Source organism: Bradyrhizobium sp. MI1.3 (genome assembly GCF_055811695.1).
In genome coordinates this window covers 1-15,429 of sequence record NZ_JBVVPQ010000055.1, presented here as the reverse complement: position 1 = coordinate 15,429, position 15,429 = coordinate 1, and the positions used below count along the sequence as shown (strand labels likewise).

Genomic DNA, 15,429 nt, shown 5'->3' with positions numbered 1-15,429 from the left:
ACAGCGTAGGTACCGAAGCCCGCGACAGGTACGATCGAGCTTTTGATCTTCATCACAGCGACGGGAACGAGTACTAGGCGCTTCAGGCGGCCTCTTCTTTCAGCGATCTTTGTTTGCATCAGATTTGCTCGGACCAGAGAACGCAATGACAGCGTCTTCCTTCATTTCGAAATGCTTGTTGCCTGTTGACGCCTGAGTTGACAGCGCACGGCGATCGAGATGTCGGTTTACGGAGGGCGACCCTCGCTGATGGACGTCCTCACCTGAGCTTTTGAACCCTACGGCACATTCGGCGCGACGATCCGCGGCCCGCGCCGGGTGGCCGCTCTTAAAATAGGAACTGAAAGCACCGGCAGCCTTTAGCCAGGGTCATCCTCTGCTGTTATCGGTGACCGAGAGCCCGTGTGCTCCCGCCTCAAGTTGAGCGGGTGAGCCAATGTGCGACGCTTGCAAAGAGCTAGACGAGATAATCTCCCACTACCAACGGCTCTCGGCCTTCCCCTTCGATCCGCTCACCGCAAAGCGTATTATAGGAGTGGTCGCCGACCTACAGCAGAAACGGGACGCGATGCATCCCATTGTTCTGCCCTCGCTAAAGTTAAGCCGCTGATTCGCCGCGTTCGGGCGTGCTTTTTAGGTATCGCTGCGCGTTGTTTAAGCCCAGGGATGTCATCCATCACCGCCCCGATCAGTGGTCGGCGACTGAGAGCATTGCGCTCCCGCCTCCACCTGAAAGAAGGCGGTCAGATGCCCGATCCCGGCAAGTTCGACATTCGTGAGTGGCTCGTATCACCATTATTGGTGCCGATCTTCCTCTACTGGTGATCGCGGTGGCGGCCGTTCGATAGCGGCAGGTCCCCTGATACCTTCTCCGGCCGCAAACCTGGCACCGAAAGCATCTTGAGTACACCCTCGGGAAACTTCTTGCGCAGCTTTTCAAGGCTCGGATGAGAGCCCGTCTTGTGAAGCTTGACGATAATGTCGGCGATCGCCTCGCCGACGCCGGGGATTTCCGTGAGCCGGTCTTCGGCGATGAGCACGTCCAGAGGGACGGCAAGGGCCGCCAGGCTGTCTGCGGCGCGCGCATAGGCTTTCGCCCTGTACGGGTTGCCGCCACGCAACGCCGCTCGCTGTGCGTATTCTCGCAGGAGACTTACTTACGGTGCGACCATCGACGGAAGCCACTCAACGAGCCTCCCGTTCCGCGCCCGGCCTCACCGGAGCAAAGGCTCCTTTAGTGGGTGGGCCGTCATCGCGCCGGCCATCGAGAGATTCCTCAATTTTGTGCGCTGCCCGGAAGTCCTCAAGGTGCTGCGTGTTCGGGCTATAAGCGGCCTCCTTCTTGAGGAGATTGTAAATTCGTCCCGCAACCAGCTGCAGATGCTTCATCCTGCCCTGCGGCATGGATCAGGCCTTGCAAAGAGCCCGGACAGCGTAGGCGCGGAAGTAGTCAAAAGCGTCCGACATGATGTCGGTAAACGCCTTAGTTCTGTCGGCATCGTCAGCCCGCAGGTCCGTTATGGGCGACATTTGGCGTGCACCTATAATCGTCAGCAGCCCACAGCTCAGCGCGTGGCGAGAGCAATGAAGGCAGGGGCGATGAAAGCGCCGCTGCGACCTTCGTTTGCGGCAGGGCCTGTTCGAAACGTTCGGACGTTACGTTTTCGGACTTGGCTGCGGAGTGGGGTAGCTTGGGAAGGCTGAGAAGGAGTGGGATTATTCTGCTGCTGAGGTGCTACGGCGTCGCCGCCCGCATGAGGAACGCACGTACCGATGTTGCTGAGCAGGCGTTTGGTCTGGAGGTCGCGGGCCTTAGAGTATTCGCGGCGTCGCTCGATATTGGCCGGAGCCCATCTGTCCCAAGCCTCGAAAGCGTCCGTATAGTGCTTTCGCATCTGCTCCTCGGCGGCGAGGCAATCGGCGAACTTGTCGAAGACCAGGTCGGTGTCCACCGGGGTCATCCTCCTACCAGAACAACGAGCATCCATTTCATCTTGCCGATCGCCTTTCGCGCGGGGCGAATTCTCCGCAAACGCGAAGGATACCCTTCACGGTGGTTAGATGGCCCGGCGGCTGCGACCGGCCACAAAACCGTAGACGAAAAGCACGATGATGGCGCCTACCACTGCCCCCACTAGCCCCGCGCCTTCTCCTGGCCGGTACCAGCCGAGAGATTGGCCAAGATAGGTCGCAACGAACGCGCCCACTATTCCCAGGATCGTGGTCAGGATGAAACCCGAGGGCTCGTTGTCGCCGGGCATGATGAACTTCGCGATGACGCCTGCGATGAAACCGATGATGATCGTCCAGATGATGCCCATGTCTCTCTCTCTCGATCGCTGTGATTATCCCGCCGATGGAGCCGGAAGACGTCCATCAGGTGTGTATTTGTCCACGGCTGTCGGAAGCTCTCGGGACAAGCGGTCGAGAATCTCCTGCTGCGACAGGCCGGTCTGCTGCTCCAGCTTTTGAAGGACGTCCGGACCGATAGCCTGCTGGAGTTCGGGCGGGGTGACTTCGCGGTTTGGCCCTTGATTGATCCAGGATTGGGCTGCATCGCCCTGCCCGTTCTGCTTGAAGTGCTGGAGCAGTTCGCCGATCCCGCCGTTCAGGAGCGAACCCACGCCGCCGCCTCCCACAAGGCCGCCAAGGTTGCCGAGCATGCCGCTCAGGGAATCCTTGGCACCCGCCGACTGACCGGAGTTAGCATTGCGAAACATGTCCGCCAGCTTGTCACGATTCTGGTAACCGGCGATCGCGAGCATACCCAGGAGGGCGGTCATCGATGGCATTCCACGACTCATATTCGGCTCCTAAGTTCGACGATCGGCAACCAACCTACGCTGGGCTGAGAAGTTCCAGATTTTCCCGGTCGGTGGGTTCGGAACGGAGGATCTAAAAAAGCATCTGCAAGAAAACGGGAGCGGGCTCCGGGCGCGTACTTGAAGCTCCGGAGCGTTCGGAGCTGGCCAACTCGGGCGACGTGCGCCAAAGGGCCGCTGTGCTCATGCGGTGCGACGAAGCCTTCGTGCAGGCGGTCGAGCAAACGAAAATGGAAAGGCCAACAAAGGTGGAGCAGAGATGCTGCCGGCGCTCGTTCGGCTTCGGCCCGCAACAGCTTCTTTGAGGGAACCCCGCGATTCCTTGAAGCGTTGCACTGGCCATCAGTTTCGCAGACGGAGGAGCAGATGGCCGCGAAGAAGAAAACCCCACGGGGACGCAAACAAGATCGCGCCCGCGTGGCTAAAGGCCAGGACTACGAAGTGCGATACGAAGCAAAGAAGACTGGCCGCTCGGCCTCGGCAGTGAAGAAGGCCGTGAAGAAGGTCGGCAACAGCCGCAAGCGGGTCGAGAAACGTCTCGGCCGCTGAGGGCCAGGTTCGCCGCGTATTCGGCATGGCGGTTGGCGGCCATCAGATCCTGCAGGAGAAGCGGGTGAAGGCGGTCAGCGTCTGCAGGCGCGGCTCCACGTCGCGCAGGTAGATCTCGGTCCGGAGAAACGCGAGCTCGGTGTCCAGCGCGGACTCGCAGACGTCGACGTACCAGGATTTTGGCCGGCCGTCTGTGCCGTCGCTCCACCGATAGCCGCGCCGCTTCAGCGAATCCTTGAGTTCGAACGGCGACTGTTCGGCCCAGATCCGGATGGTCTTCTGTCGTGCGGTCTCGAGCAGGACGGCGAGCGCGGGCGCGCCGGTCGTTGGTAGGTCGAAGTCCAAGATCTCGAGCAGCGCGTGACAGTCGTCAACCGCGCGGTGCGCCTGGTGGAAATAGCCGGCGCCATTCAGAAGGTAGCCGAGCTTCGCTCCATCGAAGCCGTGCTGCCGCCACTGGACCTCGGTCGCGGAGCATGCCCACGCCTTCCGCTCGAAGATGGGCCAGTAGCGTTCGGAAAACTTCCGATCGAATCCACTGTTATGCGCGATGACCAGGACCACGGAATCATCAACGAAGGCGTTCACGGCGGCCTCGTCGATCCTGTGGCCGGCCACCATTTCGTCGGTGATGCCGGTAAGCGCCGTGATCTCGGCCGGGATCGGCTCGGACGGCTCATTGAAGGCGGAGAACGTGTCCCTGACATCAATGATGCGCCCGTCCGGCGTGTAGCCGAACTTGACCATGCCGAGCTCGATGAGTTCGTCCTTGCGGTGGTCGAGGCCGGTGGTCTCGGTGTCGAGCAGGATGCCGATCCTCAATTCCTGTCCGGAGCCCGCCACCGACCTCGGCCGCGGCACCAGGCGCCGGAGCACCCGGTAGTCACTCGATCGGCCTAGCTCCTCGGCCATCGCGGCCAGATCCGATGCGTTTTGAAACATCTCTTCTCGTCGTGAGCCGGTGACGTAGTCCCGTGAGGCGCCACCATAGCGGGGGTGCCGGTCACGAGAAATCTGAAAGACGAGCAATTCACGGGCTTTTGGGGAGTGTCGGTGCAGTTGGATCCCCTTGCGGGACGCTCGCGCAGGGCCTCGATCGCGAGCGCACCGGAGAGGTCCGCGCCTGTGAATGGGGCGGATCGGGCGGGCATCTCCGGGCGGCTAGGCAGGATCCGCGTATGGTTGTCGACCCCGGATTGCTACGGTCACGCTGGTGCGTGATCGTTTACGATCTGCAACTATATTTGTATCCATGGATCTCGAGTACGACCCCAAGCGCGAGGCCGTCGCGGCGATGAAGCTTGCCGCCCAAGCCAATGGAGCAGAGCGGCATAGATGGATCACCGCCGCGCTGGCGTGGTCGGAGCTCACCCGCCTAGGCGGGGCTGCCGAGGACAACCTGCGGGAAGAGCGCCCTACGCGGCAGTTCGTTACCGGTGTGCAAGGCGCAGCGCCTGCCCCACCGCCTTCCAAGCCGCTAGGATCGCGTTCAGGGGGAAACGCGATGCCGCACCCGCTGACGCGTGATGAGATCCGCCCTTAGCGCTCAACATTACCACACGGCACGGCTTTGTCAGAGGTCCGTCATTGGACAGGAAGGCTGAAGATTCGTGAGCGGCCGAATGGCTCATTTCCACGTTGAGTCATTCGCGTCGATTTGCCCACCTCTTCTCGATGTCCGCTCTGACCCCGACTGCGGACGTGCCGGACACGATGGCGATCTTCGTCTTCGGGTCAAAAACGTAAGTCACCACCTCATTCGATCGTGTTGTTGGCACAGGAGATCAACCCAGGCGGCATTTCGAGACCGAGCGCTTTTGCAGTTCTAAGATTGACGATCAATTCAAATTAAGTCGGCTGCTCAACGGGCACATCAACCACTTTGGCGCCTCGCAAAAGCTTCGCGACCTGATGGGCGCAGTGACGAAAAATGACGCTGAGACGCGACAACCTCCGAACCGAAGGGAAAGTCTGAAATTGGCCACTTCCGGACACCGGCATCACAACAAGACAGCCTATGCGGTCCTCACCGGCGCGGTGAGCGCCAGCGCCGCCACGGCATCCGCTATTCCCGCAGCATCTGCATAGGTAACCATGTGACCGGCATCCTCGACCAGATGTAGCACCGAGCTAGGCAACACCTCGTGCAGGCGGCGCGACTGGTCGGCCTCGATGAGCCGGTCACCCTTTCCATGCAGGATCCTAACGGGAGACCGGATGCCCTGATACTGAAGCTGCAACTGCGCAGCCGCTGGAATAAGGAACGCGCTCTCCTCGGCGGCCGCCCTCAACTGCTTGGGCCGGAGAGCCAACGAGATCGGAAATTCATTCTTGAATTTCGGCGGAATGGCACGCGGCGCGAACAGCGTGCGCATCAGCTTCGGCGTAATAGCCCACGATATGATCGGCGAGATAGTGTAGCGCATCAGATCCCCGAGCAGCGGCAGTGCCGGACCTGACATGAGCCAAAAATCCATCCGAAAGGTTGGAAAATAGTAGCCGGACACAAGCACGAGCCCACTCACGGCATAACCGCTTCGCAGCGCCAGCGCGATTGCCACCAGCGTTCCCCAGGAGTGGCCGAGCACCACGGGATTGCGCACTCCAAGCTGATCAAGAGCCTTCGCGAACAAGGAAGCTTGCGTTGTGGCCGTCCAGATGCGCGTGCGCGGACGGTCGCTGTGGCCAAATCCTGGCCGGTCGAAGCAAACGACGCGATAGTCTTGGGCCAGGCGGTCGACCAAGCCGCTTAGGACGAGATCCTGAATCATGGTGCCGTTCCCGTGAAACAGGACCACGCAAGGGGCGGCGGTATCGCCCCGTTCAATATAGTGAAGGCGCACTCCGTCGCACTCGGTAAAAACGCCGATCGGGGGATTCTTTCGCTCCGCTGCCACCTGAAACGCGATGTTGCCGAGGATCAAAACGACAAGTCCTGCCAAAACGATCATCAGCACGGCTTCTGTTGTGGACATGGTGTCAACCTATATGCGCGATGGCGGGTACCTCGGATTGGGCGCACCGAGGCCGCTTAGGGCCGATGCTGATTCGGCTCCCTCGTTGTGAGCCGCGCGCCCCAGCCGAAAGCAAGCAACCGCGCGTGCGTGATCCGCGTTCGCTTCCATCCTTTGCCGCAGCGGATACGGCTTGCAGTTATCGTCCCGACAGAGCGGTGAGCTCTTGGGGCGGATTGATGCGCCAGACCGGATAAGCCGCCAGTTCTTTCGAATGCTGCCCGACCATATCGAGCCGTCTGTTTGTAAACTCCGTAATGACGCCAAAAAATTCAGTCGGTGACTTGATCGTCGCAAGTCTGAGGCCGAATTCAAAAGCAAATTGCGCGTTGGCCGCGGCTATCTCAAGAAGCTTCGCTTGATACGCCTGCATGTTTGCCGTCGCTAAAGCAACGCCTTTCGTTGGATCGCTATCCGTGATTCTCGGACTGAGGTCATCCGGTAAGGCATCCACCCGAGGCTCAATGAGAGGAACCTCGTGTTTAGAGTCATCATAAAGCCCAAGGGGCGGTTCAATCGAGACTGCCGCAACAGAGCGAAGTAAATCCTGTTTCGGGCTTCGAACAATGGCCTGCTTGTTCTGTTGGGCCCGCGCGGCCATTTTCGGATTGCGGGCGCGCTTCGGCGCTGTCGCCGGCTTGCGTTTGCTCATCTGACACTCCAAGAAAATGGGGGGGCGACCACAACGGTCATTTCTGAAAGGACAACAGGCTTTGTGACGTGGCGTTCCAAGCCCTTGCATTGTTGGAGTCCTGCATGAACTGAGATCAATCGGACGTTCTGCGCTGTCGAGGATGATTTTAGGTAGCAACTCCAACCAACAAACGTCTAGCTGGCGATCTTCCAGACCTATGCTCAACGGCGTCAGTCTGAGAACGATCGGGCCTCCGCACGTGGCGCTCTCCAAAGGACCGCTTTATCGCGGACGTTCTCATCACGGACGTCAAGCCGCCCGGAGACATCGACGGATGGCACATACCGAACGTTGCCGAGAGGATTATCCCAAAGTCCCGGTGATCTATGCGACCTGTTTCTCGCCCGTCGCGCCCAGCGCTGGCGGATAGAGGCCGGCTTCGGCGGCGACGCCAAGCGGTCCGGACGCTCGGCGACGTGCTCGAGGACAACCTGAGCGCCCTGTGAAGCCATACTACCCACCCAGCGAATGCTCGAGGAAGAAGCGCAGCATTTCCCTCGTCGCATCCGGCCCTTGCGGATCAGTGTAGGACCCGGCGGGGCTACCTCCTGACCACGCGTGTCCGGCGCCATCGATGTTCCAGTGTTCGGAAATGGTCCGACCGGCCCCGTCGATCAGGACGGTGCGAGTATAGGCATGGCCGTGGGGTACGCGTCCGCGAAGTACCGTCGTCGTCGGCCTCGTTGCCCTGGCGGACTGCTCGATAATCTGGTCGCCATTCTTTGGATGCACCGTAGTGTCGCGATCGCCATGGAAAACGATGGTCGGCACGGAAATTTTGCTATCCGCAATTGCCTTGAAGCCGCCTCCCTGCCGCATGGCTACGAACGCGGAGGGAAGATCGCTCGCGGCGCCGCACGCGAGGCCTGAATGAATTCCGACGGCCGCGTACAGGTCGCTATACGTTGCGCCCATGATCGCGGCGGCGGCCCCGCCGGCGGACAGCCCCCCGACGTATACGCGTTTCGGATCGATCGCATGGTCGCGCATGATCTCGCGGGTAATGCCGGCGATGATCGAGGGCTCGCCCCCGCTGCGGCGCTGGTCGCCGGTGCGAAACCAGTTCCAGCACTTCGACTGGTTGGCTCCGCTCGGCTGCTCAGGATAGACCACGAAGCAATTCTGCTCTTCCGCCAGGAAGTTCATCCGGGTGCCGGCCGCGAAATCGTCCGGCGACTGGGTGCAGCCGTGAAGCATTACGATCAGGGGAAGCTGTTGTCCCTGACATCGGCTTGGGATGAATAGCTTGTAGGTCCGGCTTCCCGCGGCGTTACTGAAGGTACCGGCGATAAATCGTGTGTTCTCGGGCACGATGTCCGATGGGGACAGAGGAACGCGCGTGATCGGACTTCGCAGGCCGAGCCCGGAAAAATCCCGCATGCCGTCGACCGGTAATGAGCGTCTGCGTCCCTGAGCAGAGCGGGTCGGCGCAATCTGCGGAGCTTCCCGCTCCTCGACAACTTCGGCCGTGGCGTCGATGGTGAGCGGATCGAGCCGCGGGAGCCGAGCCTGAGAGGCGCTGCGAGACTCCGGTCTTGGAGCGCTACCGCCCTGGAGCATGCGCTGCAGCAGCGCGGTGGCCTCGACCAATTGGCCGGCACGCGTGAGGCGGGTTGCTTCGCGGACTATGTCTTGATTCAGCATCGTTCACCTCGTTCTGTCGGCGAGAGCGGCCTTGACCGCGGGAGTGGCGTGAAGGGCACCCAGCACCGAGACCGACGCGATTGTGGCGCGAGCCAACTCGGGAGTGACGTCCTGGGCGATGGTGGCTAAGCCCAGAACATTAATCTGCAGCATTTCGCCGGCGCGCCGCGCCGCTTCGAGATCCTCGCGAGTGTAGTTGCGCAGCCCAAGGTCCAGGTTCTTCCGGGCCGTGGATTGTCTGACGACCTCCACGTGGCGCGCGAGCTGGTTCCGGATTGCTGTCCGGATGAAATCGGTCCGGTTCGAATAGAACCCTTCCTGCACCATAAGATCGACATGACCGAGGTCGACGTAGCCAAGGTTGATCGTGATCTTCTCAGTGTCGGGGGCTTTGGGTCGCAACTCGCGGACATTGTCGGCCATAGCGCTAAACACCTCAATCACCATCCCACTGGATGGCGTGCGGCTGATATTTAGATGTCCCTAGGGGACTTTCAAGGGATGAGCGGATATACCGCGCCCAAGAGCGCGAGATCTGAGAATGGGAGCGTCACCCGTTTGGACTTTGGCGTCCATCCGGCGAGCACGCCGCTTGCGCTCCCCGGCCACTGGGAATGCATCCAATGACCTTCGAACAATTCGCAGGCGCGCCGTCACGTCGAGAGCGGTCGCCGCATCGTCGCGCGCCAGGCAAATTCCTGGCGAAACTCGCCTCGATCATCGCAAGCCCAAGGGCCAGCTCGTTCAAGGGCTTCAAGCGGAAACAGGTTCGGCGTGCTCCCACGCCGGGCGCACACCAAAATCGAGAATACCGTCCGGTACCTGGGAATTGAAGTCGACGATGCACTCGCAATAGCAGGGCAGGTCGACGTCTGAATTGGCTGAGCAGAGCGGACCTGCTCTGCCCCTCATTACCAGCGACGTCGGACATCACGGCGGCTGAACCGCTCTTCGGCTTAGGGCCAGACTCGGTCCTGCAGGGCTGTCCTTGCTGCAGCCCGGTCTTCACTCAGAAGCTGTTGTTCGGTCCGATCAAGGAGCCGCGCCGCCCCGTCATTTTCGAGAGGCGAGGCCCCTTGATCTCACGCAGCGGATGCGAGTCGGCTTCCGTGGCCGAAAGACCCACGTTTCAGTTGCTGCCTCCGCCCGTTTGGGCGCGAAAGCCGGTTACGACGAACTACTCTCGGGTGGGCACTATTTTCCACTCGGCGCGTTCCCCGTTGTAGTCGCCGTGGCCCCCGCTTGCTGCGGCTGCGGCGGCGCTGCCTTAGGAGCCGACGTCAGCATACGAATCTTCCATTGCCCATTCTCACGAACATCAAGAGCAGTCCAAATAGCGTTTATTTCTAGGGCATCGCCTTTCTCACTCTTACCAGTAATGTGAGCTTCGCCAGTTGATAGAGCCATGTTTTCTGACAATGGCTGAACTTCGGTCACCTTCACCTCGAGGCGATCAAGTCCAGCTTTGAAACCGTCCTCGTAAAACTTGGTATTGTCGGGCTCAATTCCATTCTGAGAAACACGCAGGTAGTTCTTCGTATAGAGTGACGTAATCCCGGCAGCATCTTGTTTGTTGAAGTGCTGCTCGTATGCTGAAGCTATCTTCCCAATTTCCTCCTTGAGATCTGCCGCAGTCGCAGGAACAGCCGACAGTAATAGTGAGAAACATACAGCTCCAAATGCGCGCATGATGTTAACTCCCTGCTGTTGATGCCTCCCTAGAATAGAGGATGGAGACGAGGCTTACCTCCGTCCTCCTAAGCAACGTCGATCGCGCGGTCGCCCGGTTTCGAGGAACAGGTCCTGTCAGTACTACGGTTGGTACACCTCGGGCGCACTAGCGCCGACCTGCCACTTTCTTGCTGATTCATCGGATGATCGCGAAGTGACGTTGGCTCCTGCTCCAATATAGCTCAACACCGCGATGTCGGCCATGGGTCAAAGACTGCCTCGGCCAAGCCGAATTGCGCTGTTCGGCTCGCCTTTCGAAAGCTGCCCCCCTCAGTTTTCTGAGCGAAGGGCAGCCACGGGCCAACAGCGGAAGTCGCGATGTTAGTAAGCATATCGCACCACGCCCTTTGGCGTAGCTGCGCGTCACGTTGGAGAACTGCGGCCGTCGGCCAGCCGTTGATCCATTTCATTTCGGCGGACCGGTCAGCAACCGTCTGCCGTGCGCCGTTGACCACAAAGCTCGTCCCCCGCAGCGTCTGAAACTGGCGTTTATGAGACGCGGATAGAATAGCGTCTATTCCGCGGTGGGATCAAACGACCGTGTCACCTTTAGTTCACTGCCCGCCTTCCGCGTTGCGGCGCTAAATCCCTGATCAGTGAGCTGCTTAAATCGCCGTTCAGCCTCGGCGAGCCCCTTCGGATCAGTTTGGTCAAAGAAATGTCTACTGTCGCCCGCGAGGTTTCCTTCCTCATCAGAGGCCTAGCATTGCGGAGTTCTCTTCCATGGGTCCATCACAATCTGGGTACCGCGACGCTCGAACTCCACAAATACCTGATCCGCCGCCACTAACGCCGGCACGGATCGGCGCGGTCGATCCGCCGCGACCCGACCCGCGCCAACGCGTAAGGCGCCGATCTCGACCGTTTCACGACGTCGCGTACCAACCGTCAGGAAATGGAATGAGCGGCCAGTGCGTGTTTTCGGCGTTGTCTTTCGCGGCGGCGGGTTTACTCGCAGTTGTAATATCGGAGGGGCAGTCCTCCACCTCAGCATCCCTCGCCGGGCTGCGCTCGGCGGACCTCAAATCGATTTGCATGAACAAAGCTCCCCACCGGAAGCGCGGTTAAATTTGCAGGGTTCAAAAGTCGATCAAAACTTAATCACCCAGAGAAGATATCGGGTCGCCTTGGTTAGCGATGGGAGCGCGAACCTGACTTAGTTGGTGGGCAGCGCTATCGGGCGTTGCCGCGCGGCCAACACTCATCCCTCGACCGAAAGAGACGGCGCGTCACAGTCGGCATGGTTGAGCAGGCAAACGCCGAAGCCAAGGCGCTGCTCCCTCCGGGGTCTCCATCCGGTGACTTTTTTGGTAGGGCCGTTGGTATCGCGCCGAAAGCGTGTTGGTAGAGCGGACGGGATCGTCACATCGACAACTTTCTTCCGCGCTCGTGAACCCGCTTTGTTACCCTTGGATGAGGGCCTCTACATCCTGAGCATAACGCCCGTGAGTGATGTGTCGGCATTGCCGCCCCCGGCTTGGGCGCCGGTGTTAATGCCGGGGCCGCTCCGCCGGCTCAATCGCTCCTTGGGCTCATCCTCGGCATATTGCTGGGCATCGTGCTCCGCGAGCTTTGGGCGCGGTGTCTCCACAGGAAAAACTGGAGCGCGTAAAGTAAGCGGATGCGATGACGGCGCAATCGATCTAATATTCTGTTGTTGCACTGGCCGCGGGGTGCTGGAGCAAAGAAAGCATGTGTTACCAGTAACCCTCGACGACCTCTCGAGGCTCGTCGGGATTATTGGCTCGTTGGTCGCACTCGCCATCGCCATTCGCGGCGAAATGCGAGCCTCCCGAAGAGGCAAGCGACCGGCCAAGCCGAAGCCGCAGAGCCGAAGACACAAGAATTGAAAGAAGGCCGCCGCACGGGCGGCCTTCTCTTTTCCACACCCACGACACTCAGTAGCTCTCGCGGGCGTGGAGCTACTAGGAATCGATATTTTGCGCGCTACTTACGATGCCGTTTTGATGGCGGCATGCGCACTCGCCGATTTATGAAATGGGCCGGTCATTATCCGCCCCGCAGCCCCGCTGAATGGCTGGCTGAGGGCCACGTGACCTGCAACATCCAATGCCTGAACGGCCGCTGCCATCGTAGGGTCGACGTGCGGCTCGATTCACTCCCGCAGGATCAACCGTGGTCGCGCGTCGGGTTGCGCCTGGTCTGTTCAGCATGCGGCGCCGCAGGATCTGTGCATATCGTTCCGAACTGGCATGACAGTCGCGGGCAAGTCAGGCCAAGCATGGACGCTTGAGGTTTTGATTCCAGCGATGAAGCACGTCACCGAACGCCCTTTTGCCGATCCGGAAGTCGCCGCGCGTCAGCTCGTTCAGCTGGCTTCGGGCATCGAGGCAGTACAGGACGGCAGAATCCATATCGAGAAGATCAACTACCCCTTCCTTTACACGCTCAAGGCAAGCGGCGCAGAGTTCGGTGCCGGCATTAGGTGCGCTGTCGAAAAGGGCTGGCTGGAGCTACATGAGAGCGGCACCTATGTGCGGCTGGTGACAGCCGTAGGAACCTAGCATCACTGCCCGGCTTGCTGTCTTGCTAGCTCCTCTCCTGAGCTGGCGGAGCGGCCCCGGCCCATCCTTCCAGCCCCCCTGAAGCCGGGGCCGTCTCTAAGCCGCGCGGCCTTGCCTTACTCGGCGGGGCTTCCTTGGGGAACATAAAGCTGCGTCCAGAGTCTGCCCACGTAGTGGCGAGACGTTCCTATGACATCAAGACAAGATTCCGTCCGATGTCCCAAGTGCGGCCGACCGACACGGGTGATAGAGCGCATTTGGAATTCAAGGCCACCCGGCTTCCTCCGGATCTTCGAATGCGAATGCGGCGAGTTGGTCTGGGAAGAACAGCCACATGAGGACGTGGAGGCAGGCCTTGAACAGGGCGCCCGCCCTACGCACGCCGATGGCCGGCAGATTTGAACCGCAGTTTATCTGCCAAGGCTGCGGTAGTCGCGGCGCTGACGTTCGGCCTGTCTTTGCCACTCCAAAGATGGGAACCAACGTATAAGGCCCGCCAGCGTGAACCCGGCGCATACGGACCATGCCGCCAACTGAGACGACCTTACTTCTGGGCGTTCCGCTTATAAATACACGCGGTGCGAACAAACGAAGATTATAATTATCACAATCTGTTCTCGCCCGGAGAACAGCGGGGCCGCCAGCGTGACCGGTGGGCCTCGATCTTCAATGCGAACTGAACCTTCACACTCCACCCCCATACTCAACAGTATCCGGGATTTTTGCTGATCCCCATCTCGGGGCTGGACTGAAACAAGCGCCGCCGGGATGCACATTTCGAGTCCGGCGGCGTGATTTGCGACGCGCTCCCTAGCTTGAACCCGCGGGCCAGTTTGGCGAAGGCGGGTAAGGTGGACACTAAGCGATTTACGGCGCGAGTTGGCGCTTGGAGCCCCATGAACATCCGTTCTGGTCTATTGCTGGCCGCGATTTGCTGCGCATCCGGAAATGCTTGCATTGCCCAGCAGGGGGCGGCGGGGCCAGACGGGCTATATCCACCACCGCCCGAGACTTCCCTGCCCAACCAACGGACCCGCAAGCGTGCCAACACAATGGGGCAAAAACCTTCGTTGGTGTCTAAGCCGATGACCTGGGAAGAAGAAAACGCCCGACAGCAAGCGGATGAAGATCAGCTGAAACGGAGAATGAATATTTGCCAGCGCTGCTGAGAGACAACATCCCAGAGCTTCCCCACGACGCCTGGTAGCTCGCGCGCTTTCGCCTCCTTCTCGTAGTTGTGAAGCCGGTGCAGCTTGTGGGGAAACAGTCAGAGCATCAGATAGGGCAGTTGCGGGATTGGAACTGATGCTATGCGCTCTGCTTTGGCGGTGAGTTTCGTGGTGCTCCTGTGCACGTCGGCCGACGCTGCAAAGGTGCGTCACTCTCGGGCACGTCAACCCGCGGCGGAACGTCCGAGCCTGGATGTCAATTCTCGGGCGCGCTTCGCAGTCCCCGGATGGAGTGACGATGCAACGCGGCGATGGCTGGATAATGCCTCCTCCAATGTCGGCCGCGGTGGCTAACGACCGAAATCGCTTGCGGACACTACGGCCGCGCCAGACATTCGTAGCGCGTTCGAATGGAAAGGGAGCCAAATGCGTAGCTCTCATAATCGCCGGCGTCGCCCTCGCTTCGCTAGTTTCAGCCGGGGCGGCCGATGATGGTCCCGCAGACAAAACAAAGAAAATAGACAGCTGCAGCTACATGCTTATGGATGGGCAGTTGGTCGATCTACCCGTTGGCGCAAACGTCTGCGTCCGCTCACCCGCGCCATATACAAACGAATACGCGCTGCTTCACTGTTATCCGCCCCTTCAAGAGATTGACCTCGTAAAGCGCGGCGATTCCCGGTGTAGGGAAAAGTACGAAGATCGCGAGCGGAAAAGGTAGCCTGATCGGCTCAAGGTCGGGAGGTGCAGATGTCTCATTTCATGATGGATTGTTATTTTCCTGACGTGACGAAGCCGGATGGGGTGACCTGCGATTCTTTTCCGATCAAGGCTCTAAATGACGATGACGCAATCGCAGAGGCGAAACGGGTGGCGATCTGGAAAAAACCCCTACGGTATGGCGTTCTCATTGTCAGCAAAGCCGGGGATAAGACTATCTTTCACTCGTAACCCGGCCGAAGGCTGCGGTCTAACGCCCCCTTTTGCTCAAATGAAAACCCGCCGGCTCCGGTAGCCGACGAGTTCTCTATGCCCATGCGTACCGCGGTACTCGTCACCAATCCGCGATGCTGCATCGTAAGGCGGTACCTATTGACGTCAGGTTACCGCCTCAACCGCAGGCGATGTGGCATCAGCCGCTGCCGGTCGCGCTTCCTGTGCCGCCAGCACGAACCGGCGGTCGAGGAAGGCGCTGTCATCAACCTGTCGCGCGCCGTGGAAAACTGCCCCCTCTGCGTCACGAGGAATTGCCCCTCCTCGAATAGCTGAGGAGAGAGTGAA

At 60.0% G+C, this 15,429-nt stretch carries 14 protein-coding genes and 1 pseudogene; 4 read left to right on the top strand and 11 right to left on the bottom strand.

What is annotated here, in order from left to right:
- Positions 1-863: 863 nt before the first annotated feature.
- The 4 genes and pseudogenes from AC0L3A_RS29935 to AC0L3A_RS29920 form a co-directional block, all read right to left on the bottom strand.
- Positions 864-1,185: pseudogene (locus tag AC0L3A_RS29935) on the bottom strand (DNA polymerase/3'-5' exonuclease PolX); the annotation flags it as partial.
- Between the two features lie 380 nt (positions 1,186-1,565).
- On the bottom strand, positions 1,566-1,952 hold the full coding sequence (locus tag AC0L3A_RS29930) for a hypothetical protein (RefSeq protein WP_473255699.1): 387 nt from the start codon (positions 1,950-1,952) through the stop codon (positions 1,566-1,568).
- A 105-nt stretch (positions 1,953-2,057) separates the two neighbouring features.
- Positions 2,058-2,321, bottom strand: a complete 264-nt coding sequence (locus AC0L3A_RS29925; protein WP_219681314.1) for a GlsB/YeaQ/YmgE family stress response membrane protein — start codon at positions 2,319-2,321, stop codon at positions 2,058-2,060.
- A 24-nt stretch (positions 2,322-2,345) separates the two neighbouring features.
- Complete coding sequence (locus tag AC0L3A_RS29920) at positions 2,346-2,804, bottom strand: YidB family protein (protein WP_219681312.1); 459 nt, start codon at positions 2,802-2,804, stop codon at positions 2,346-2,348.
- Between the two features lie 384 nt (positions 2,805-3,188).
- Here AC0L3A_RS29920 and AC0L3A_RS29915 point away from each other — a divergent pair, with 384 nt between their 5' ends.
- Complete coding sequence (locus AC0L3A_RS29915) at positions 3,189-3,371, top strand: DUF3606 domain-containing protein (RefSeq protein ID WP_219681310.1); 183 nt, start codon at positions 3,189-3,191, stop codon at positions 3,369-3,371.
- Positions 3,372-3,413: 42 nt separating this feature from the next.
- Here the strand turns inward: AC0L3A_RS29915 and AC0L3A_RS29910 are convergent, their stop codons facing one another.
- The 6 genes from AC0L3A_RS29910 to AC0L3A_RS29885 all read right to left on the bottom strand — a co-directional run bounded on the left by AC0L3A_RS29910 (position 3,414) and on the right by AC0L3A_RS29885 (position 10,412).
- Positions 3,414-4,313: a 3'-5' exonuclease gene (locus tag AC0L3A_RS29910; RefSeq protein ID WP_219681396.1), complete on the bottom strand. Its 900-nt coding sequence runs from the start codon at positions 4,311-4,313 to the stop codon at positions 3,414-3,416.
- 1,073 nt (positions 4,314-5,386) lie between these two features.
- Positions 5,387-6,346 carry an alpha/beta fold hydrolase gene (locus AC0L3A_RS29905; protein ID WP_473255696.1) on the bottom strand — a complete coding sequence of 320 codons (960 nt, stop codon included), beginning with the start codon at positions 6,344-6,346 and terminating at the stop codon, positions 5,387-5,389.
- Between the two features lie 178 nt (positions 6,347-6,524).
- Positions 6,525-7,037, bottom strand: a complete 513-nt coding sequence (locus AC0L3A_RS29900) for a phasin family protein (RefSeq protein ID WP_009859254.1) — start codon at positions 7,035-7,037, stop codon at positions 6,525-6,527.
- A 495-nt stretch (positions 7,038-7,532) separates the two neighbouring features.
- Positions 7,533-8,723: an extracellular catalytic domain type 1 short-chain-length polyhydroxyalkanoate depolymerase gene (locus tag AC0L3A_RS29895; protein WP_473255695.1), complete on the bottom strand. Its 1,191-nt coding sequence runs from the start codon at positions 8,721-8,723 to the stop codon at positions 7,533-7,535.
- A gap of 3 nt (positions 8,724-8,726) precedes the next feature.
- Complete coding sequence (locus AC0L3A_RS29890) at positions 8,727-9,146, bottom strand: CopG family transcriptional regulator (RefSeq protein ID WP_354129107.1); 420 nt, start codon at positions 9,144-9,146, stop codon at positions 8,727-8,729.
- A gap of 771 nt (positions 9,147-9,917) precedes the next feature.
- Positions 9,918-10,412 carry a YybH family protein gene (locus AC0L3A_RS29885; protein ID WP_354129106.1) on the bottom strand — a complete coding sequence of 165 codons (495 nt, stop codon included), beginning with the start codon at positions 10,410-10,412 and terminating at the stop codon, positions 9,918-9,920.
- Between the two features lie 2,312 nt (positions 10,413-12,724).
- Here AC0L3A_RS29885 and AC0L3A_RS29880 point away from each other — a divergent pair.
- From AC0L3A_RS29880 to AC0L3A_RS29870, 3 genes are all read left to right on the top strand, one after another.
- A complete protein-coding gene (locus tag AC0L3A_RS29880; RefSeq protein ID WP_354129121.1) occupies positions 12,725-12,979 on the top strand; it encodes a hypothetical protein in 255 nt (84 codons plus the stop codon).
- An 896-nt stretch (positions 12,980-13,875) separates the two neighbouring features.
- A complete protein-coding gene (locus AC0L3A_RS29875) occupies positions 13,876-14,148 on the top strand; it encodes a hypothetical protein (RefSeq protein WP_354129105.1) in 273 nt (90 codons plus the stop codon).
- 750 nt (positions 14,149-14,898) lie between these two features.
- Positions 14,899-15,099: a hypothetical protein gene (locus tag AC0L3A_RS29870; RefSeq protein ID WP_354129104.1), complete on the top strand. Its 201-nt coding sequence runs from the start codon at positions 14,899-14,901 to the stop codon at positions 15,097-15,099.
- A gap of 147 nt (positions 15,100-15,246) precedes the next feature.
- Here AC0L3A_RS29870 and AC0L3A_RS29865 read toward each other — a convergent pair.
- Positions 15,247-15,429: hypothetical protein (locus AC0L3A_RS29865; RefSeq protein ID WP_473255694.1), on the bottom strand; the 183-nt coding region annotated here is incomplete at its 5' end.